The 19491-nt window shown below is 65.0% G+C and carries 15 protein-coding genes; 13 read left to right on the forward strand and 2 right to left on the reverse strand.

Translation table 11 applies throughout. The features are described from left to right. Positions 1–46: 46 nt before the first annotated feature. From HGP13_RS15145 to HGP13_RS15190, 10 genes are all read left to right on the forward strand, one after another. On the forward strand, positions 47–754 hold the full coding sequence (locus tag HGP13_RS15145; RefSeq protein WP_172226706.1) for a hypothetical protein: 708 nt from the start codon (positions 47–49) through the stop codon (positions 752–754). A gap of 79 nt (positions 755–833) precedes the next feature. Then, positions 834–1091 carry a hypothetical protein gene (locus HGP13_RS15150; RefSeq protein ID WP_246707389.1) on the forward strand — a complete coding sequence of 86 codons (258 nt, stop codon included), beginning with the start codon at positions 834–836 and terminating at the stop codon, positions 1089–1091. Next, positions 1072–2208, forward strand: a complete 1137-nt coding sequence (locus HGP13_RS15155) for an efflux RND transporter periplasmic adaptor subunit (protein ID WP_172226709.1) — start codon at positions 1072–1074, stop codon at positions 2206–2208. Before HGP13_RS15150 ends, HGP13_RS15155 begins: the two co-directional genes overlap by 20 nt. 13 nt (positions 2209–2221) lie before the next feature. Further along, positions 2222–5371 carry an efflux RND transporter permease subunit gene (locus HGP13_RS15160; protein ID WP_246707390.1) on the forward strand — a complete coding sequence of 1050 codons (3150 nt, stop codon included), beginning with the start codon at positions 2222–2224 and terminating at the stop codon, positions 5369–5371. Continuing rightward, on the forward strand, positions 5355–6638 hold the full coding sequence (locus HGP13_RS15165; protein ID WP_246707391.1) for an efflux RND transporter periplasmic adaptor subunit: 1284 nt from the start codon (positions 5355–5357) through the stop codon (positions 6636–6638). The genes HGP13_RS15160 and HGP13_RS15165 overlap by 17 nt, the downstream gene beginning before the upstream one ends. Before the next feature lie 3 nt (positions 6639–6641). Beyond that, entirely contained in the window at positions 6642–9809 is a 3168-nt protein-coding gene (locus HGP13_RS15170; protein WP_172226712.1) for an efflux RND transporter permease subunit, read from the forward strand. An 11-nt stretch (positions 9810–9820) separates the two neighbouring features. Further along, on the forward strand, positions 9821–11314 hold the full coding sequence (locus tag HGP13_RS15175; protein ID WP_172226715.1) for an efflux transporter outer membrane subunit: 1494 nt from the start codon (positions 9821–9823) through the stop codon (positions 11312–11314). Positions 11315–11372: 58 nt separating this feature from the next. Beyond that, on the forward strand, positions 11373–12059 hold the full coding sequence (locus HGP13_RS15180; RefSeq protein WP_172226718.1) for an aspartyl/asparaginyl beta-hydroxylase domain-containing protein: 687 nt from the start codon (positions 11373–11375) through the stop codon (positions 12057–12059). Between the two features lie 120 nt (positions 12060–12179). Continuing rightward, on the forward strand, positions 12180–13265 hold the full coding sequence (locus HGP13_RS15185; protein WP_172226721.1) for a histidine kinase dimerization/phosphoacceptor domain -containing protein: 1086 nt from the start codon (positions 12180–12182) through the stop codon (positions 13263–13265). Positions 13266–13448: 183 nt separating this feature from the next. Further along, on the forward strand, positions 13449–14330 hold the full coding sequence (locus tag HGP13_RS15190) for a DMT family transporter (RefSeq protein WP_172226724.1): 882 nt from the start codon (positions 13449–13451) through the stop codon (positions 14328–14330). 55 nt (positions 14331–14385) lie between these two features. Here the strand turns inward: HGP13_RS15190 and HGP13_RS15195 are convergent, their stop codons facing one another. Both HGP13_RS15195 and HGP13_RS15200 read right to left on the reverse strand, forming a co-directional pair. After that, positions 14386–14694 carry a hypothetical protein gene (locus HGP13_RS15195; RefSeq protein WP_172226727.1) on the reverse strand — a complete coding sequence of 103 codons (309 nt, stop codon included), beginning with the start codon at positions 14692–14694 and terminating at the stop codon, positions 14386–14388. Positions 14695–14756: 62 nt separating this feature from the next. After that, complete coding sequence (locus HGP13_RS15200; RefSeq protein WP_172226730.1) at positions 14757–15608, reverse strand: slipin family protein; 852 nt, start codon at positions 15606–15608, stop codon at positions 14757–14759. A 528-nt stretch (positions 15609–16136) separates the two neighbouring features. Between HGP13_RS15200 and HGP13_RS15205 the strand changes: the two genes are divergently transcribed. The 3 genes from HGP13_RS15205 to HGP13_RS15215 all read left to right on the forward strand — a co-directional run bounded on the left by HGP13_RS15205 (position 16137) and on the right by HGP13_RS15215 (position 19464). Beyond that, positions 16137–17096, forward strand: coding sequence for an AraC family transcriptional regulator (locus HGP13_RS15205; RefSeq protein ID WP_172226733.1), 960 nt, complete (start codon positions 16137–16139; stop codon positions 17094–17096). 202 nt (positions 17097–17298) lie between these two features. Beyond that, a complete protein-coding gene (locus HGP13_RS15210) occupies positions 17299–18003 on the forward strand; it encodes an outer membrane protein (protein ID WP_172226736.1) in 705 nt (234 codons plus the stop codon). A 327-nt stretch (positions 18004–18330) separates the two neighbouring features. Next, complete coding sequence (locus HGP13_RS15215; protein ID WP_246707392.1) at positions 18331–19464, forward strand: hypothetical protein; 1134 nt, start codon at positions 18331–18333, stop codon at positions 19462–19464. Positions 19465–19491: the final 27 nt, after the last annotated feature.

The following is a 19491-nucleotide window of genomic DNA, read 5'->3' on the forward strand; positions in this document are numbered from 1 at the left end:
TCCTATCCTCATGGCCGTCCGATGCATGAGAGAAAGGAACATCGTCATGCGAAGCAGACTTCTTGCGCTCGGCCTGTTTTCCGTCGCCGCAATCCACCCCGTGCTGGCGGCTCAGCCCGACCCCGGCGCCGCGCCCGGCGAACCGCCGGTCATGGCTCAGGATGGACCGGACCATGGCCCGATGCCCTGGTTCGGCCAGAATGGACCGCATGGGCCGATGCGGCCCGGTCCCCAGGGTTTTGGCCGGCAGGGTCCCGAAGGCTTCGGCCCGCACCGCATGGGACCGCCGCCGGAATTCATGCTGGCCGCCCGGCTGGCGGCGCTGGAGACGCGCGTCGGCATCCGCAGCCAGCAGCTCGACGCCTGGCGCGACTATACCAGCGCGCTGCAGGCCGTGCTCTCGCCGCCACGGCATGACCGTGGTCCCGGTGGCACTGGTGGCCCCGGCCCTGGCGAGCCCGAGGCCAAGGGCCCCGATGCGGCACCGGGCGGCGGGCCCGATCCCTTCGCCATCCAGGAAAGGCTGGCCGATGACGTCACGGCTCGCGCGGCTTCAGCCGCCAAACTGAAAGACGCGATCGCCGAGCTGCGCACCAAGCTCACGCCCGAACAGCTCGAAATCCTGGCTTCGGCGGAACGCCCCCACGGACCACCCCCCGGTCCCTGGGGCGGCCCGCCGGAAGATGCAGCCGGACCTGGAGGTCCGCCCGACCAGGGCAGACAGCTTCCGCCACCCCAACCCGGGAATGGCTGACAACTCCCTCCGGCTGCGCCGGCCGGCGCGGTGTCCAACCCGTTCTCGGGCCGGCCGGTTTTTTCAGGGATGGCGGGCCATGTCCGCCATCCCACCGTTCGAACGATGCACTGGAAACACGGCAATGTGGGAAGCCATGATGATGCTGCGGCTGATCGCATCGATGAGCCCGAGGCTCTCGGTCAGTCAGCGCGCCAATCATGCCGCCGCGCCGGCGGCGTTGCCCGCCGACACGCTGAAGGGCGCGGTGCGCTTGCACTTTGCCGCCTGGCGGCTGTCGCTGCCGGTTTCGCAGCAGCCCAACAGCCACGGACATCATGACCGCAAGATCGCGTAAGACTTATCTTGTCATGGGCGGCGTGCTGATCGTCCTGGTCGCCATGGCGGCGCTGAGCGCCTATGGCCGCTCGACAGTCGAGCCAGCCGCGCAGGCGGTCGCGGCGCCGCGGGCCAGCCTGACGGTCGCGGTCGAAAAGGTGCGCTCCGAGGCGATCGCCTCGTCGATCAGCGCCACCGGCACCGTCGCTGCCTGGCAGGAAGCAACCATCGGCGCCGAGACCTCCAGCCTCAAATTGACCGAGCTTCTGGTTGGCGAAGGCGACCATGTGCGGGCCGGCGATGTCGTCGCCCGGCTCGACGCCTCAGTGCTCAAGGCACAGCTGGCCGAGCAGAAGGCCGCGGTCGACCAGGCGCAGGCGACGCTGGACGCCGCCGTGTCCGCCGCCGGCCGCGCCGACAGGCTGCTGGCCAGCAAGGCAATCAGCGCCGAGACGGCGGAAGACAAGGCGACCGCCGTCAAGACCGGCCGGGCCTCGGTCGAGCAGGCCAAGGCCGCCGCTGACAGGCTGCAGGCCGAGCTCGACCAGGCGACGATCCGAGCGCCCTTCGACGGCATCGTCTCCAGCCGGCCGGCGGTTGCCGGCTCGATCGTCCAGGCCGGCACCGAGCTGATGAAGATCATCCGCGACGGCAGGCTTGAGGTCGGCGTGCTTGTCCCCGAAAAGGACCTGCCGGCGATTTCGGTCGGGCAGGCGGCCAGCGTCGTCGACGCTTCGGGCCGGACTTTTGCCGGCAGCGTCTCTTCGATCGCGCAGACGGTCAGTTCGACGACGCGGCTCGCCACCGTCTATGTCGCGCTCGGCGAAGGCTCGGGCCTGAAGCCGGCATGTTCGCCCGCGTCTCGATCGCAGGCGCCGCCTCTCAGAGCCTCAGCGTCGCCGAGGCCGCGCTCGTCTGGCAGGACGGCAAACCTGTTGTCTTCGTCGTCGATGCCGCCGGCAAGGCCGCCGCCCGCACAGTCACCACCGGCGCGCACCAGAACGGCCGCGTCGCCATCGAAAGCGGGCTGTCGGAGGGCGACAGCGTCGTGGTCGCCGGTGCCGGCTTCCTCAGCGACGGCAATCTGGTGCGTATCGCCGACGCGCAAGCGGGCACTGACGCCGGCGGCAAGGTGACGGAGGCGGCGCGATGAACGCCATTTCCTCCTGGTCGATCCGCAACCCGGTGCCGACCATCGTTTTGTTCCTGTCGCTGACCATTGCCGGCCTCTACGGCTTCACTGAGCTGCGCACCAACAACATGCCCGACATCGACCTGCCGACGGTCACCGTCACCGTCTCGCAGCCGGGCGCGGCGCCGAGCGAAATGGAAGTGCAGGTGGCGCGGGTGGTCGAGAATGCCGTGGCGACGCTCGAAGGCGTCGACGACGTCTCGACTTCGATCAGCGAGGGCTCGTCCGTCACCACCGTCGAGTTCACGCTCGGCATCGACCCCGAGACCGCCACCAACGATGTCCGCAACGCCGAGTCCGAGGTGCAGTCGAGCCTGCCGGCGGCCGCGCAGACGCCGGTCGTGGCCAAGATGAACGCGTCAGGCAATTCGGTGCTGACCTATGTCGTCGAGGCGCCCTCTATGTCGCCGGACGCACTGAGCTGGTACATCGACAATGATGTCGCCAAGGCGCTGCTCGGCGTCGACGGCGTCTCCAAGATCACCCGCTCGGGCGGCGTCGACCGCGTCATCCGCGTCGAGCTCGATCCGGACCGTCTGACGGCACTCGGCATCAGCGCCGGCGATGTCAGCCAGACGCTCGCCTCCAACAACGTCAACCAGCCGGGCGGCCGCACCAGCGTCGGTGGCCAGGAGCAGTCGGTGCGTACGCTGGCCAGTGCCGGCACCGTCGGGGCGCTGGCCGATACCCGCATCGCGCTGTCGGGCGCCGGCGGCGTCAAGCTCTCGGATCTCGGCCGCGTGGTCGACAGCTGGGAAAAGCCGCGCCAGGCCGCCTATCTCGACGGCAGGCAGGTCGTCGCCTTCAACGTCTACAGGTCGGTCGGATCGAGCGAGATCGACGTGGTCAAAGCCGCGCGGACCGCAATCGCGGAGATAGCGACGAAGACCGACACCGCGAAATTCACTGAAGTCACCTCATCCTCCGGGTTCGTGCAGGAAAGCTATGACGCCGCATTCGAGGCGCTGTGGCTTGGCGCGCTGCTGGCCATCGGCGTCGTCTGGCTGTTCCTGCGCGACATCAGGGCGACGCTTGTCTCGGCGGTCGCCATGCCGCTGTCGCTGATCCCGACCTTCGCGGTCATGGCCGCATTCGACATTTCGCTCAACAACATCACCTTGCTGGCGCTGTCACTGGTGGTCGGCATCCTCGTCGACGACGCCATCGTCGAGATCGAGAACATCGTGCGCCATATGCGCCAGACCGGTGCCAGCGCCTACCAGGCGGCAATCGAGGCCGCCGACGAGATCGGGCTTGCCGTGGTGGCGACCACGGCGACCATCGTGGCGGTGTTCCTGCCGGTCGCCTTCATGCCCGGCATTCCAGGAAAATTCTTCTTCTCCTTTGCCGTCGCCGTCTGCGTGTCGGTGCTGTTTTCCCTGCTGGTGGCGCGCATGCTGACGCCGCTGATGGGCGCCTATCTGGTGCGCGCTGGCGGCCACAGCGAGGACGACCTGCCGGCCTGGGTGCCGACCTATCTCTGGCTGCTGCGCAAGGCGCTCGATCATCGCTGGATCACGCTTGTCGCCGGCATCGCCTTCTTCGCCGGTTCGCTGGCGCTGGCGACGAAACTGCCGACCGAATTCATGGCGGCGACCGATCGCGGCCGCTCGATGATCTCGGTCGAGCTGCAGCCGGGGTCGACGATCGAACAGACGACAGATGTCGTCCAGGACATCACACGGCGCCTGAAGGACGAGCCGGCCGTCGACAGCATCTTTGCCACCATCGGCACCGCGGCCACCTCGGGCGGCGGGCCGAACCGTGGGTCGACCTCCGCCGAGGTGCGCAGCGCCAACGTCACCGTTAATCTGAAGCCGCGCGGCGAGCGCAGCGTCAGCCAGCAGCAGTTCGAGGCCGAGGCGTCACCGAAGCTCAACGACATCCCGGGCGCCCGCATCCAGTTCGGCGCCGACGGCTTTGCCGGCGCCAAGGTGGCGATCACGCTGGTCGGCGACGATGGCGGGGCGCTGCAGAAGGCGAGCGATGCGCTGATCGATGGGATGAAGTCGGTGCCCGGCCTCATCAATCCGACCTCGACGTCGGCGACGACCAAGCCGGAACTGATCGTGCGCCCCGACAGCGCCAGGGCGGCCGAGCTTGGCGTGACACCGACCGAGATCGCGTCGACGGTGAAGATCGCCACCATCGGCGATACCGACACCAGCCTGGCCAAGTTCAATCTAGGCGACCGCCAGGTGGCTGTCGTCGTGACCTTGCCCGACGGCGCTATCGACGACCCGGCGAAACTGGCCATGCTGCCGCTGATCGGCAGCAAGGGCACGGTGCCGCTGGGCGCCGTCGCCGATATCGGCTTCAATGCCGGGCCAAACAGCATCACAAGGGTCGGGCGCAGCCGCAGCGCCACGATAGAGGCGGATCTTTCCGGCATGACGCTTGGCCAGGCGACCACGGCCATCCATGCCTTGCCGGCGATGCGCAGCCTGCCCGCCGGCGTGCAAGAGCTGGCGCGTGGCGACGCCCAACGCATGCAGGAGCTGTTTTCCGGCTTTGCCACCGCAATCGCCGCCGGCATTCTCTTGATGTACCTGACGCTGGTGCTGCTTTTCCGCGGTTTCGTGCAGCCGGTGACCATCCTGGTCGCGCTGCCGCTGTCGGTCGGCGGTGCGCTCGGCTTCATGCTGATCACCGGCAAGGCGCTTGGCATATCGCCGCTGATCGGGATATTGATGCTGATGGGCATTGCGGCCAAGAACTCGATCCTGCTTGTCGAGTACGCCTTGGTCGCTCAGAAGGAGCGTGGCATGAGCCGCTTCGACGCACTGCTCGATGCCGCCCGCAAGCGGGCACGGCCCATCGTCATGACATCGATCGCCATGGGCGCCGGCATGTTGCCGATCGCGCTCGGCATCGGCGCCGACGCCGAGACGCGGGCGCCGATGGCGATCGCCGTGATCGGCGGGCTCATCTCCTCGACCGTGCTCAGTCTCGTCCACGTGCCAGTCGTCTACACCTTCATGGACGACATCCAGCACTTCATTGGCCGGCATCTTGCCCGGCTGCTGGTGGAGCGATCCGATCCCGACAGCCAGACGGCGACCGCAACTCCAGCGAAAGATCATCCAGCCCATGTCTATCCAGTCTAGCCCGTCTTCCCAGCCGGTACGCCGGCTCGCGCCATGGGCCGCAGCGCTTGCCGCCACGGTTCTTCTGGCGGCCTGTTCGCAGGAGGGGAGCAAAGCTCCCGCCGGCATGGCCGGTGCAAGCAAGCCGGAGGTCGGTGTCGTCACGCTGCATCCGCAATCGGTGGCGATCACCGCCGAACTGCCGGGACGCACGTCGGCCTCGCTCACCGCCGATGTGCGCCCGCAGGTCAACGGCATCATCCAGGCGCGGCTGTTCAAGGAGGGCAGCGAGGTGGTGGTCGGGCAGCCGCTCTACCTCATCGACCCGGCGAGCTACCAGGCATCCTATGACAGTGCGCAGGCAGCCCAGCAGAAGGCCGAAGCGGCGGTACCGACGGCGCAGGCCAAGTTCGACCGCTATGCCGGCTTGTTGAAGCAGAACGTTGTTTCGAAACAGGATTATGACGATGCCGCGGCAACGCTGGCGCAGGCCAATGCGGATGTGGCGTCCGCCAAGGCCAGTGTCGAAACCGCGCGCATCAATCTCGACTACACCAAGATCACCGCGCCGATCGACGGCCGCATCGACAAGTCGTCGCTGACGCCAGGCGCCCTGGTCACCGCCAACCAGGACACCTTGCTCACCACCATCCGTTCGCTCGATCCGATCAATGTCGACGTCACGCAGTCGAGCACCAATCTGCTCAATCTGCGCCAGGCGATCAATGAGGGCCGGCTGAAGTTCAGCGGCCCCAATGTCAGCGTCAAGCTGAAGCTCGAGAACGGCACCATCTATAACCAGACCGGTAAGCTGGAATTCGCCGGCGCCAATGTCGACCAGACGACCGGCACCTTTGCGCTGCGGGCCGAGTTCCCCAATCCCGACCGACTGCTTCTGCCGGGCATGTATGTGCGGGCGCTGGTCGAAGAGGGCGTCGCCCAGAACAGTTTCCTGGTGCCGCAGCGCGCCGTCACCCGCAACACCAAGGGCGAGGCGACCGCCATGGTCATCAACGCGCAGGGCAAGGTCGAGACGCGCGTGCTCGCAGTGCGCAACAGCGTCGGCAACAACTGGCTGGTGGATTCGGGCGTCGGCGACGGCGACCGCGTCATCGTCGAGGGCTTGCAGCTCGTGCGCCCCGGCGGTGATGCGACCGGCGTCGAAGTGACGATCGACGAGACGACCGGCGAGGTGAAGGATCGGGCGCAAACCTCTTCGTCCGCATCTTCCACGGCGGTGGCCGATAGTGGCCAAAAACCGGCGCAAGGCGCCTCGACCGGGAACTGAGCAATGTCAGCATTCTTCATCAACCGGCCGATCTTCGCCTGGGTGATCGCCATCGTGATCATGCTGGGTGGACTCTTGGCGCTCAGCACGCTGCCGATCTCGCAATATCCGCAGATCGCGCCGACTACGGTCAACATCAGCGCCACCTACCCGGGCGCCGATGCATCGACGGTCGAGAATTCGGTGACCAAGGTCATCGAGCAAGGCATGACCGGTATCGACAATCTCGACTACATGACGGCGACCTCGACCTCGACCGGTGCGGCCACCATCACGCTGACCTTCACCACCGCCGCCGATCCCGACACCGCCCAGGTGCAGACGCAAAACAAGCTGCAGCTGGTGCAGTCGCAGCTGCCGCAGGTGGTGCAGAGCAACGGCATCACCGTCTCCAAATCCTCGACCGGCTTCCTAATGGTCATCGGCTTCGTCTCCAGTGACGGCAAGATGAACTCGACCGATCTGGCCGACTATGTCGATAGCACCATCAACGACACGCTGAAGCGCGTCGAAGGCGTCGGCTCGACGCAGCTGTTTGGCTCCAGCTATGCCATGCGCATCTGGCTCGATCCCGACAAGCTCGCAAAATACACGCTGATGCCGAGCGACGTGGCCTCGGCGATCGAGGCGCAGAACACGCAGGTCTCGGCCGGCCAGCTCGGCGGCATGCCGCAACGCAAGGGCCAGCAGCTCAACGCCACCGTGACGGCCAAGAGCCGGCTGCAGACCGCCGAACAGTTCCGCAACATCATCCTGAAGAGCCAGACGGACGGCTCGCTGGTGCGCCTCAACGACGTCGCCACCGTGGAGCTCGGCGCCGAAAGCTATACGACGCAGGCCAGATACAATGGCCAGCCGGCGGCCGGCGTCGCCGTCAACCTGGCGACCGGCGCCAACGCCATCAACACCGCCGAGGCAGTGCGCACGACGATCAACCGGCTGAGCTCGACCTTCCCGCAAGGAGTCGAGGTCGTCTACCCATACGACACCTCGCCCTTCGTGCGGCTGTCGATCGAGGAGGTGGTCAAGACGCTGGCCGAGGCGATCGTGCTGGTGTTCCTGGTGATGTTCATCTTCCTGCAGAATCTGCGCGCCACCATCATCCCGACCATCGCGGTACCGGTGGTGCTGCTCGGCACGTTCGGCGTGCTGTCGCTGTTCGGCTATTCGGTCAACACGCTGACCATGTTCGCCATGGTGCTGGCCATCGGCCTGCTGGTCGACGACGCCATCGTCGTGGTCGAGAATGTCGAGCGCGTCATGCAGGAGGAAGATCTGTCGCCGAAAGAGGCGACGCGAAAATCGATGGGCGAGATCACCGGCGCGCTGGTCGGCATCGCCACCGTGCTGTCGGCGGTGTTCGTGCCGATGGCCTTCTTCGGTGGCTCGACCGGCATCATCTACCGACAGTTCTCGGTGACCATCGTCTCGGCCATGGTGCTGTCGGTGCTGGTAGCACTTGTGCTGACGCCGGCGCTGTGCGCCACGATCTTGCGGCGGCCCAAGGACCATGCCACGCAGACCGGCCCGTTCGGCTGGTTCAACCGCGTCTTCGACCGCGGCACATCAGCCTATCGCGACGGCTCGCACGGCATCATCAACCGGTCCTGGCGCTTTCTCGCCGTCTTCCTCGCCATCGTCGTCGCCATGGGCTGGATGTTTGCCCGGCTGCCGAGCTCGTTCCTGCCGGAAGAGGACCAGGGCATCCTGATCACCAGCGTGTCGCTGCCGGTCGGTGCGACGCAGGATCGGACCGAGCGTGTGCTGGCTGAGGTGACCGACCACTATCTCAAGGAAGAAAAGGAGGCTGTCCAGGGCGTCTTCACCGCTTCCGGCTTCGGCTTCGGCGGCGCCGGCCAGAATGTCGGCATTGCGTTCGTGCCGTTGAAGGAATTCAGCCAGCGCTCATCGCCGGCCCTGGCGGCGCAAGCGGTCGCCGGCCGCGCCATGGGTGCCTTCCGCAAGATCAGGGACGCGCAGGTGTTCGCGCTTGCCCCGCCCGCGATCCAGGGTTTTGGCAACACCAATGGCTTCGACTTCTACCTGCAGGACGTCAACGGCGCCGGCCATGACGCGCTGATCCAGACGCGCAACCAGCTTCTGGGTCTGGCCGCGCAGAGCAAGGTGCTGGCCAACACGCGTCCCAACGGCCAGGAGGACCAGCCGCAATTCTCCATCGACATCGACCAGGAAAAGGCCAGCGCGCTTGGCGTCAGCCTCTCCGACATCAACAACACGCTATCGAGCGCCTGGGGCAGCGACTACGTCAACGATTTCATCGATCGCGGGCGGGTGAAGCCGGTCTATATGCAGTCGGACGCGAATTTCCGCATGCAGCCGGAAGATCTGGACAAATGGCAGGTGCGCAATGCCAGTGGCGCCATGGTGCCGTTCTCGGCCTTCGCCTCCAGCCACTGGACCTTCGGCTCGCCCCGGCTTGAACGCTACAATGGCTCGGCAGCGGTCGAAATCCAGGGCGCGGCGGCCACCGGCGTGAGCTCGGGTGCGGCGATGGACGAGATCGACAAGCTCGTCGCGCAACTGCCTGCCGGATATTCGCATGAATGGACCGGGCTGTCGCACCAGGAACGGCTTTCGGGCAACCAGGCGCTGTCGCTCTATGCGATTTCGGCGCTGGTCGTGTTCCTGTGCCTGGCGGCACTTTATGAGAGCTGGTCGATCCCGTTCGCGGTCATGCTGTCGGTGCCGATCGGCATTTTCGGGGCGCTCGCGGCGGCGACCCTCTTCGGCCAGACCAACGACGTCTATTTCAAGGTCGGCCTGCTGACCACGATCGGCCTCGCCGCCAAGAATGCCATCCTCATCGTCGAGTTCGCCATCGAGCGGCAGGCCGCCGGCATGGGGCTCGTCGAGGCGACGCTCGAGGCGGCGCGGCAACGATTGCGGCCGATCCTGATGACGTCGCTGGCCTTCATCCTCGGCGTGACGCCGCTCGCCATCGCCAGCGGCGCCGGTTCGGGGGCACAGAACTCGGTCGGTATCGGCGTGATGGGTGGCATGATCGCGGCGACGGTGATCGGCGTCTTCTTGGTGCCGCTGCTGTTTGTCACGGTGCGGCGCATCTTCAAGGGCGGGGCGGCCAAGGAAGATACTGGGCAGGATACCGGGCAGGGCACCGACGAGAAGCCGGCGACGGCGAACCAGCAATAAGGAAACTTTCCATGACAGGTTTTGAACGTGGCCCGGTTGCCGCGGGGCGGCTCATTGTGTCCATGATTACGGCTGTTTTGCTCAGCGGATGCGTCGTCGGCCCCGACTATCGGATGCCCATCCTGCCGATGCCGGCGAACTGGAGTGGCGAGAAGCCGACGAAATCCGTCCAGCCGGCGCAATTGTCGCGATGGTGGCAGCGCCTGCGCGATCCGCAGCTCAACACGCTTGTCGAGGAAGCCGTCGCCGGCAATCTCGACGTCGCCACCGCCAAGGCCAAGATCCGCGAGGCGCGCGCCAGCTATCGCCAGAGCGCCGGCACATTGCTGCCGTCGGCGGATGGTTCCGGCTCGGTGACGCGCAACAAGTCGGCCGCGACCACATCGGGGACCGATTCCATCTACAGCGAGTACCAGGCAGGCTTCGACGCCAGCTGGGAACTCGACCTGTTCGGCGCCAACCGCAGGGGCGTCGAGGCCGCGCGCTACGGCGTCGACGCGGCGCAAGAGGAATTGCGTTCGACTCTTCTGACCCTGGTTGGCGATGTCGCGTCCTATTACACCCAGGCGCGCGGCTACCAGGCCCGCATCGCGCTCGCCAGGCGTTCGGCCGTATCGCAGCGGCAGACCGCCGAACTCACCCGCATCATGTTGCTGGCAGGATCGGCAACGGCGGCCGATGTCGCCAAGGCAATGGGGCAGGCTGCCAGCACCGAGGCCGCGGTGCCGACGCTGGAGGCAAGCTATGCCGAGGCGGTGCATCGCCTGTCGGTGCTGACAGGCCGCCCGCCGGCGGCGCTCGCCGAGCGGCTGAAGCGGAGCAAGCCGATCCCGTCGCCGCGTTTGCCGATGCCGACCGGGATTCCCGCCGACATCCTCTTGTCGCGCCCGGATGTGCGCATGGCCGAGCGGCAATATGCACAGTACACCGCCAAGGTTGGCCAGGCCGAGGCGGCGCGCTATCCCTCGGTCAGCCTGACGGGAAATATCAGCACGGCGGCGCTCAATCTCGGCGATCTCGGCAAGAATTCGTCGATCGGCTGGTCCTTCGGGCCTTCGCTCAGCGTGCCGCTGTTCAATGCCGGTCAGTTGCAGGCGGCCGCCGATGTCGCTCGCGCGCAGCGCGACCAGTATTTCATCGCCTACCGCGCTTCGCTGCTGACCGCGCTCGAGGATGTCGAGAATGCGCTGGTGCTGACGGCGCAGGAGCGCATCCGGATCAGCAAGCTTGCCGCGTCGGCCAAATCCTATGCCGAGGCCGCGAATCTCGAAGGCACGCTCTACAAGGCCGGCGAGACCAGCCTTCTCGATGTGCTCGACGCCCAGCGCTCGCTCTATTCGGCCGAGGATTCACTGCTGCAAAGCCGCGTCCTTCTGGCGACCAACTACATCGCCCTCAACAAGGCGCTCGGCGGCGGCTGGGACGGCGCGGTCGACAGCTCAAAGCCCGAGATCGTCGACGTCAAGACCGGGCCACGGCTGGCGGCGACGATGACGGCACAATGAACAAAATGTGTAAGCAAAACCGGTAGCCGTCCGGTTATAATGTGGCGGAGGCAACGCGATGTCCCATACCTACGATCTTGCATCCGATGTGATCCGGCGTGTCTACGAAAAGCGAATAGACGCGCCGGCGATCCTCGATACCGCCAGCGAATTTCCCAACGTGGCGAAATTCACCGATGCCTGGCGCGACATCCGCGATGAAGCGCTTGGCGTGCATCTGGGCAAGGTCCCGCTCTTCCACGACATCATGCCGGAGCAGGCCGATATCTCGGCCAATGACGGCCTCGACTGGCGCATGTTCGTGCTCAAGGCCTATGACATGGCGGTGCCGGAGAACCTCGCGCGGATGCCGGTTCTCAGCCGCTTGCTCGCCGAATGCCCGGAAGTCAAATCGGCGGCGGTTTCGTTCCTCGCGCCGCGCAAGCACATCCCCAGTCATCGCGGACCTTTCCGCGGCATCATGCGGTTTCACCTTGGCCTGGTCATCCCGCGACAGGCCGATGGCCGCCCGGCAACCGTCATGATGATCAACCATCAGGAGAAACGGATCACCGACGGCGAAGGCATGCTTTGGGACGACACCTACCCGCATGAGGTGATGAACAACGCCGATGAAGCCAGGATCGCCTTGCTGTTGGATGTATGGCGCCCGGGAATGCCCTGGGACATGGAGATGCTGTCCCGGCTCATCGTGCGCGGCGTGCAGGCAGGGATGCGCCGCAGGGGCGTGTCGTTCGGCGGCTGAACCGGCGGCGGACTATCTTGGCGGCCTAAGACGAGCGAAAATGCCCCCTCCTGCATTGTGATGGCGGGCATGCCGCATCGCTGATATTGATGGCGCCCACGCACAGCACAGGCGCCGCAGATGACATCCGATACACAGAAGGCCGAAGCGGTCGAGCAGTTGCTCGATACGCCGGACCTTGCCAGCGCGCTGGAAAGCGAACAGTTCAAGAAGTTCCTCGACCAGGTGCCGATCGCCATAGCCGTATCGGACCTCGGCGCGAAGGAGCGTGTCGTCTATGCCAATCCGGAATTCGAGAAACTGTCAGGCCTGAAGGCGGTCAGGCTGGCCCAGAAGCACTGGGAGGCGCTTTCCGGCACCGGCCTGCACCGGCAGAAGGACCGCGCGCTGTCCGAAGCGGTGGTCGAGGAGACCGATTTTGTCGGCACGTTCCGGCTGGAGCGGGCGCAGGACACGCCGGCGATCATCGACGTCTATTCCAACGTCATCGAGGACGACAATGGCAAGGTCTGCTTCCGGCTGGTGGCGCTGGTCGACGTTTCGGCCCATGGCGAGACCGAGGAGGCAGTGTCGGTCGAGGAACGGGTGCGCGAGAAGGACACGCTGCTGCGCGAACTGCAGCACCGGGTGAAGAACAATCTGCAGATGATCACCGCGCTGATCCGGCTGGAGACGCGCAACGCGACCGAGCCGGACCAGAAGCGCTTCGAGAGGCTGGCTGGCCGCGTCGACGCGCTGGCGATCCTTTACCAGACGCTGTCGGGCGACGATCATAAGGACGAGGTCGATCTCGGCGTCTATCTCAGCCAGATCGCGTCGGCGGTGATGAACTCGCACGCGGTCGAGGGCATTCGCCTCGACATGAAGGTCGATACCTATCCGGTGTCGGTCAACGTCGCCATGCCGACCGGGCTGGTGGTGAACGAGCTTTTGACCAATGCGCTCAAGCATGCCTTCAAAGGGCGCGACGGCGGCACGATCACGCTGCATAGCATCGTCAACGGCGATGGCTGCCGTATTGTCGTCGCCGATGACGGCATTGGCCTCCCGGATGGCGAGACCTGGCCCAAGCCCGGCAAGCTCGGCGCGCTGATCGCGCGTTCGCTGACCGAAAACGCCAAGGCGGAGTTCGACGTGAATTCGAGCGCCAGCGAGGGCACGCGGGTCACCATCGTCTTCAAGCGCTCGGTTGCCGCGACCGCTTAGGCAGGCTGCCCCAACAATGCCGTGAATGGCCGGAAGTGTGTTCTCCGACTTCCGAACCCATTCCAGCGCTTGCCCCAGCCGACTGTCTTTCCGTGCCTCACGACAGGCCTGCCCGGGGAGGCCATAGCTGCCAGTCATGCCGCCGGTCGCGATGCCCGGCACGGCAGGGAAGGGTGAGCAGAAGTGACATCTATACCGGTTGCCAATCGCGAAGCGGCGCCCTTGCCCGTCGCGGCGCTGATGGGCGCGATGGTGTCGATCCAGATCGGCGCCACCTTCGCCAAGACGCTGTTCCCGGTGATCGGTGCGCAAGGCACGACGACGCTGCGGCTGATCATCGGCGCGCTGATGCTGATCGCGGTGCTGCGACCCTGGCAGATGCGGCCGACGCGCACCACCTTGCCATGGCTGGTCGCCTATGGCGTGACGCTCGCCGCGCTGAACCTTTTGTTCTACGCAGCCCTTGCCAGGATCCCGCTCGGCGTCGCAGTGGCGCTGGAGTTTTCCGGCCCGTTGCTGGTGGCGACGCTGGCCTCGCGGCGCGCCAGCGACTTTGCCTGGATCGCGATTGCCGTCGCCGGCATCGTGCTGCTCTCGCCCTTCATCCATTCGTTGCAGCCGCTCGACCCCGTGGGCGTGATGCTGGCGCTGGCGGCCGGCGGCTTCTGGGCGCTCTATATCGTGCTCGCGCAGAAGGCGGGCGCCGAGCTTGGCACCCGCACCACCGCCTACGGCATGGCGATCGCCGCCGTGCTGGCGCTGCCCTTCGGCGTGGCGCAAGCGGGCATGGGCCTGCTCGCGCCGTCGATCCTGGTCAGCGCGCTGCTTGTCGGCCTGTTCTCCAGCGCGCTGCCGTTCTTCCTGGAGATGGTGGCGCTGACCCACATGCCGGCCCGTATCTACGGCACGCTGACCTGCCTGGAACCGGGGCTCGGCGCGCTGGCCGGCTTCCTGTTCCTGCATGAGAGCCTGACCCTACCGCAACTGGCCGGCATCGCCGCCGTCATCGTCGCGGCCGCTGGCACGGCGCTGACCTCGAAGCCGCCGGTGCCTTCGCCGGAGTAGGGGGGCGGATCTGCCGATTGCGCCGTTCCAGTTTCACACTTTTCCTGGAATTGCTCTAGTTGGCGCAGGCCTTCGTTGGATCCGGCTTCCATTCAGCGTTTTCAAGCGGCTTGCCCTCCATGCACATGGTCATTTTGCTGCTGATAGTGCCAGTCACGGTTCCATAGGTATCGATGGCCGGCTTCGGGCTGGCCGAGGTAATTTCATATGTTTGTTTGCCATCCTGCAGAATGATGCAGCCGGCTTCGGTGCCAGCTCTTGCGCAACCGGATGCTTTGATCTGCTCTGCCTGTGCTGCGCCGAGGCCTTGGGACAAGCCTAATACCAAAACGGCAAATGCCATCTTGCTCCGTGCATGCTCCATCGTGTGTCCTCCGGTTGCCTGAAAAGATAGTTGCAGTCGTATCACAGCCACGCTTAGGGCCGCTACGCAGCCCCCTTGGGCGTTGCCGGTTGACCAGCGCGGACAAAGGCGCCTGCCGGGTTCAGGCTGTCGACCATGGCAGTCGGGATCAGGATCGTTGCGCCGCGTTCTTTCGTCGTCTCATAGATGATGTTCATGGCGCGCAGCTGCAGCGCGGTGGGATGGCCGGCGTAGATATTGGCTGCCTCGACGAACTTGCCGGCGACCTCGGCCTCGGCGGAACCGAGGATGACACGCGCCTGCTTCTCCCGCTCGGCCTGCGCCTGGCGCGACATCGCATCCTGCAGCGCCACGGGAATGGCGACGTCACGGATCTCGACCGACATCACCGTGACGCCCCACTCGGCTGTCTTCTGACCTATGACATCGCGCAGGTGCTCGTCGGCCGCCTTGCGGTCGGACAACAGCGAGGACAGCATCGACGAGCCGATCATCTCGCGCAGCGATGTCTGTGCGACGCGGTCGATCGCCTCACGGTAATTGGTGATCTCGAGCGCCGCCTGGCGTGCGTCATGGACATGCCAGAAGATGATCGCATCGACATCGACCGGCACTGTGTCCTTGGTCAGCGCCTGCTCGGCATTGAAGGCGCTGGTCTGGATGCGTTCGTCGATCACCGCAACGACATTGTCGATGACCGGAATGATCAGGAACAGCCCGGGACCCCTGACGCCCTGCAGATTGCCGGCGCGCAGGACCACGAATTTCTGCCAGGTGTTGGCCATCTTCAGCGAGGCGGCAATGAGCAGTGCGATAATAATGAATGGTGCCCCGAGCCACGGGTTCGTCGTGGCGCCGAGGCCGATGCCCGCAAGGGCGAAGACCGTGGTGAGGAACAAGGTGATGGGGTTCATGATCGTCACTCCGTTGGCGCGACCTCTTCCGATCGCGTAAGGCCGCGGCAAGTGTCGCAAAGGGCGTCAATCGGCCCCCGTCGGGGGACCGTTGGCCGGCAATCCATGGAAACGATCATGACTGCGCCTCTTGGAGGACAATCGTCATCTGGCAGTGATGATATGGTGACGGGCGGCGGATTTCGCCATGTCGCGGTATACGACTGCGGCTTTCATCGTCGCGCCGGTAGACGCGGCCGCGGCCCCAGCACGCCTTCGTTGCCGCGCCGAACAGCGGTGAGGCTCCGTTGCCGGTGGCGGGATCGGCAAGCCTGGCGATGGCGGGCGCCGCCGCCCCCTTGCGGATATTTCCGAGTATTTCCGGAATTCCACCGGCTCGATCAATGAAGTCCTGGAAATATTCTTGCCCAGAACGGCATTGGAATTGTCGCCAGGCGCACAAGTATTTCCTGCTCTGGACAGGCCGTCATCTGGTCCAATACGGTGCGCGTCCAAGTGAAGACGCGCGCGTAGGAAAGGCCAGGCTGCTTGAACAAGAATGTCTTCTCATCGGTCGACCTGCCTTCGCATCTGGACCACCACGCACGGTTCGCGCTTTGGCAGGACATCCACGTCGCCGAAATTTGGTCGGTCGAATATACGATTTCCGAAAAACTGTCGTTCGAGGCGGCGATCGAGGCCACGGCCATCGGACCGCTGGTGCTCGGGCAGATGGCCGGGACCATCAGGCATGCCAGCCGCAAGGCGAGCAATATCGCCGCCGATGGCCGTGACGGCTATCTGCTGCTGGTCAACAATGGCGATACGGTGCTCAGCGGCACACAGATCGGCCGCGACTATCGTGTGGGCAAGGGCGAGGCCGCATTGGTCTCGGCTTCGGAGGCGTTGCAGATGACGGGCGGCGACAACAATGTCTGGGCCAATGTGGTGCTCCCGCGCATCGTGTTGGAGAATGCCTTCACGCATGTCGAGGACCGGTTGGCGTTGATCATCGGAGCCGACAATGAGGCGCTCGACATGCTCAAGCGCTATTGCAGCTTCCTGGAAGCTGGCCCGGCCCTGGTCTCACCCGATCTTGTCGGCCATGCCACCGAAACCATCGTCGACCTGATCGGCCTGGCGACCGGCGCCAAGGGCGAGGCCGCCGAACTCGCGGGTCTGCGCGGCCTGCGCGCGGCAAGGCTGCAGGCCATCCTGCAAAAAATGCGGGACAATTTCGCCGATCCCGCCATTTCAGCCCAGAGCGTTGCCGGGCAATTGCGGCTCTCCGTGCGCTATGTCCATGACCTGCTGCAGGAAACCGGGGTGAGCTTTGCCGAGCGCATTCTCGAATTACGCCTGCAGAGGGCGCACCGGATGCTTTCCGACAGGCGCAACGACCGGATGCGCATCAGCGAGATCGCGCTGCTCAGCGGCTTCTCCGACGTGTCCTATTTCAATCGCTGCTTCCGCCGCCGCTTCGGCTCGACGCCGAGCGGCGCCAGGTAGTCTCGCGCCGCCAGTTCTGTCGAACGCCAAATCGACTGCGGCTGAATCGCCACACCATCCGGGAAAGCGCCGTCCCGCTGTCCGCGACAATTCCAGTGCGGCCCAGCCCAAGACGTGACCGCCTGACAATGCAACACCGGGTGCTCGATCGCCGCGGAGCATTTTCGCGGCGGGGACCACAACCCTGGGGCGGCAGACAACAATGAAAACGATCCTTCTCGCTACGGCCTTCATCCTCGCGCCGATCGGCATAGCATGCGCGGCTGATATCAATGAGGTTTCGCCGGTTTCCGGCTACGACTGGTCCGGCCTCTATGCCGGCGTCGACATCGGCTATGTGGCCGGAAAGTCCAATCTCTTCATCGCCGGCGGCGGCTTCGGCGGGGCCACGGACCTTAACCTTCCCCTCGATCCAGACGGTTTTATTGGCGGCATTCATATCGGCGCCAATTACCAGATGGCGAACAGCTTCGTGATCGGCGCCGAGGCTGACATCGCCTACAGCAATGCCGACGGACTGACGCCCCTCGATGCCAGTGGCGGTGGTTTCAGCACATTGCTTAAGAGCGAACTTAAGTGGTCGGGCGCGGCGCGGCTGCGGGCGGGCTACGCTTTCGACCGGACTTTGCCCTACATCGCTGCCGGCGTGGCCGCGGCAAAGTATGAAGTGACTGCGATCGGCGGCAGCGGCGCCGTTCAAATACCATTCCACGATGAGACCCATGTCGGCTGGACCGTTGGCGCCGGCATCGAGCACGCCTTCACCGACCGGTGGATCGCGCGGGCCGAATATCGCTACTCCGACTTCGGCAGCAAGGACCTCTCGATAGCAGCCGGTCTGCTCACGGAAACGCATGTCGATCTGCAGACGCACGATGTCCGCGTCGGGCTCAGCTACAAGTTCTGACGCTGGAGGTACAACTCTCCCTCGGGAGATGGCCGGCAGGCCAGGGGGCCGGCGGGGCTCGGCCTGCCGCCGCGGACGGGGTCGGCGCTCTAAACGCGACGACCCCCTCTGTCGCCTTTGGCGACATCTTACCTCGAGGGGAGATTAGTAGCTTCCGCGTCGCACCCTAAATCAGCTTCTCCAGCGTGATCGGCAAATACCGCACCCTCTTGCCGGTGGCATGGAACACCGCCTCCGAGATTGACTCGCGTGCTGCCGTCGCAAAATCGCCGCTGTTGCGGGAAATCGTGCAGCCAAGCAGCTATGTGGAGCGAGGGGAGAGCCGTGATGAAACTATCGATCATGGCGGGCTTCCTCTTGGCAAGTTCCCCTGCGTGGGCAGGCGGCATACCCTATGCGCCTTCGGCCGATGTCCCCGACTACGTCGCGACAATGACGACCGAGCAGGCATGGGGGAAATCAACCGGGCCACAAACGCGGATCGTCACACAGCATGGCGGTTGGGTGCGTGTCGACGAACAGCAAGCGACCATCTATGGAAATCCGGCAATTGAGACGTCTATCGTCATCCGCCCACATCCACAGGCAAGCTATTCGTCCGTCCTGATTTACCGCGAGACACCCGAATCGTCGCTTGGAGTACGCGGAACAAGCCAGACCGGGCAAACGGAACTGCATGCCGGCGAAACATGCACCGTGCGGAAACTCCTGCGCGGTGATCCGGACAGGATGAAGAACGGGCCACAATGGCTGAGTTGCCTGACAGCCGACGGGATTGAGATCGGCGCGAAGGTGCTGGGTAACAGTGGTTCGCCGCAGGAGCTTGTGACGCTGGTCAGGCTCGAACGCCGGCCTGTGCCCGCCGAGGACGTAAGGCCGCCCGCCGATCTGCTCGACGTCGCGCAATGGCTGCATTTCGACGACCAGTCGGCGCCAGGCGCAACCGACGGTGAACAGTCTCCTGACTATGCCCTCCATATGCATTCCGAAGGTGCGACAAGGACAGTGCGCCGGCACGGCGGCTGGACATACGATGAAAGATCATATGCTGACGGGCGGCGATATCTCGTCATCTGGAACGACCGGACGGGGCAGCAACTATCCTTCAATACGCTCAAAGGTGGCGCGTTCGAACGGCTCTCCATGCTGCAGAAATACCTGCCCGGACAAAGAATCTACTTTCCCAATGGTCTTGGCAGCGCCGGCACCCCGAAAAGAACCGGCAAAAATAGTAGCGTTTTGGGCGTGCCATGCGCGTGGTTCGACATGACGCCGAACATGGCGGACGGGAGCCTTCACCACTGTCTCACGCAGGACGGCATCCCGTTGAAAATCAGAAGCGGCGGGTGGGGATCCGAGGAATTTGTCGCCGATGAGATCCAGCGCCGGGATATCAAGACCGAAGAGTTCCTTCCTCCCGCCGATGTTCTGGCACGATCGAACTGGGATATTCCCGGGTAGGCCGACGGAGCCGGCACGACGGCCCTC

Origin of the sequence: Mesorhizobium sp. NZP2077, assembly GCF_013170805.1 — a bacterium.
In the GTDB taxonomy this organism is placed as follows: Bacteria; Pseudomonadota; Alphaproteobacteria; order Rhizobiales; family Rhizobiaceae; genus Mesorhizobium.

Bases quoted from the DNA above. Each gene is read 5' to 3' on its own strand.
- HGP13_RS15215 (WP_246707392.1), top strand. From the start codon at position 18,331: ATGAAACTATCGATCATGGCGGGCTTCCTCTTGGCAAGTTCCCCTGCG.
- HGP13_RS15200 (WP_172226730.1), bottom strand. From the start codon at position 15,608: ATGAACCCCATCACCTTGTTCCTCACCACGGTCTTCGCCCTTGCGGGC.
- HGP13_RS15150 (WP_246707389.1), top strand. From the start codon at position 834: ATGTCCGCCATCCCACCGTTCGAACGATGCACTGGAAACACGGCAATG.
- HGP13_RS15160 (WP_246707390.1), top strand. From the start codon at position 2,222: ATGAACGCCATTTCCTCCTGGTCGATCCGCAACCCGGTGCCGACCATC.
- HGP13_RS15170 (WP_172226712.1), top strand. From the start codon at position 6,642: ATGTCAGCATTCTTCATCAACCGGCCGATCTTCGCCTGGGTGATCGCC.
- HGP13_RS15180 (WP_172226718.1), top strand. From the start codon at position 11,373: ATGTCCCATACCTACGATCTTGCATCCGATGTGATCCGGCGTGTCTAC.
- HGP13_RS15175 (WP_172226715.1), top strand. From the start codon at position 9,821: ATGACAGGTTTTGAACGTGGCCCGGTTGCCGCGGGGCGGCTCATTGTG.
- HGP13_RS15155 (WP_172226709.1), top strand. From the start codon at position 1,072: ATGACCGCAAGATCGCGTAAGACTTATCTTGTCATGGGCGGCGTGCTG.
- HGP13_RS15165 (WP_246707391.1), top strand. From the start codon at position 5,355: ATGTCTATCCAGTCTAGCCCGTCTTCCCAGCCGGTACGCCGGCTCGCG.
- HGP13_RS15185 (WP_172226721.1), top strand. From the start codon at position 12,180: ATGACATCCGATACACAGAAGGCCGAAGCGGTCGAGCAGTTGCTCGAT.
- HGP13_RS15145 (WP_172226706.1), top strand. From the start codon at position 47: ATGCGAAGCAGACTTCTTGCGCTCGGCCTGTTTTCCGTCGCCGCAATC.
- HGP13_RS15195 (WP_172226727.1), bottom strand. From the start codon at position 14,694: ATGGAGCATGCACGGAGCAAGATGGCATTTGCCGTTTTGGTATTAGGC.
- HGP13_RS15210 (WP_172226736.1), top strand. From the start codon at position 17,299: ATGAAAACGATCCTTCTCGCTACGGCCTTCATCCTCGCGCCGATCGGC.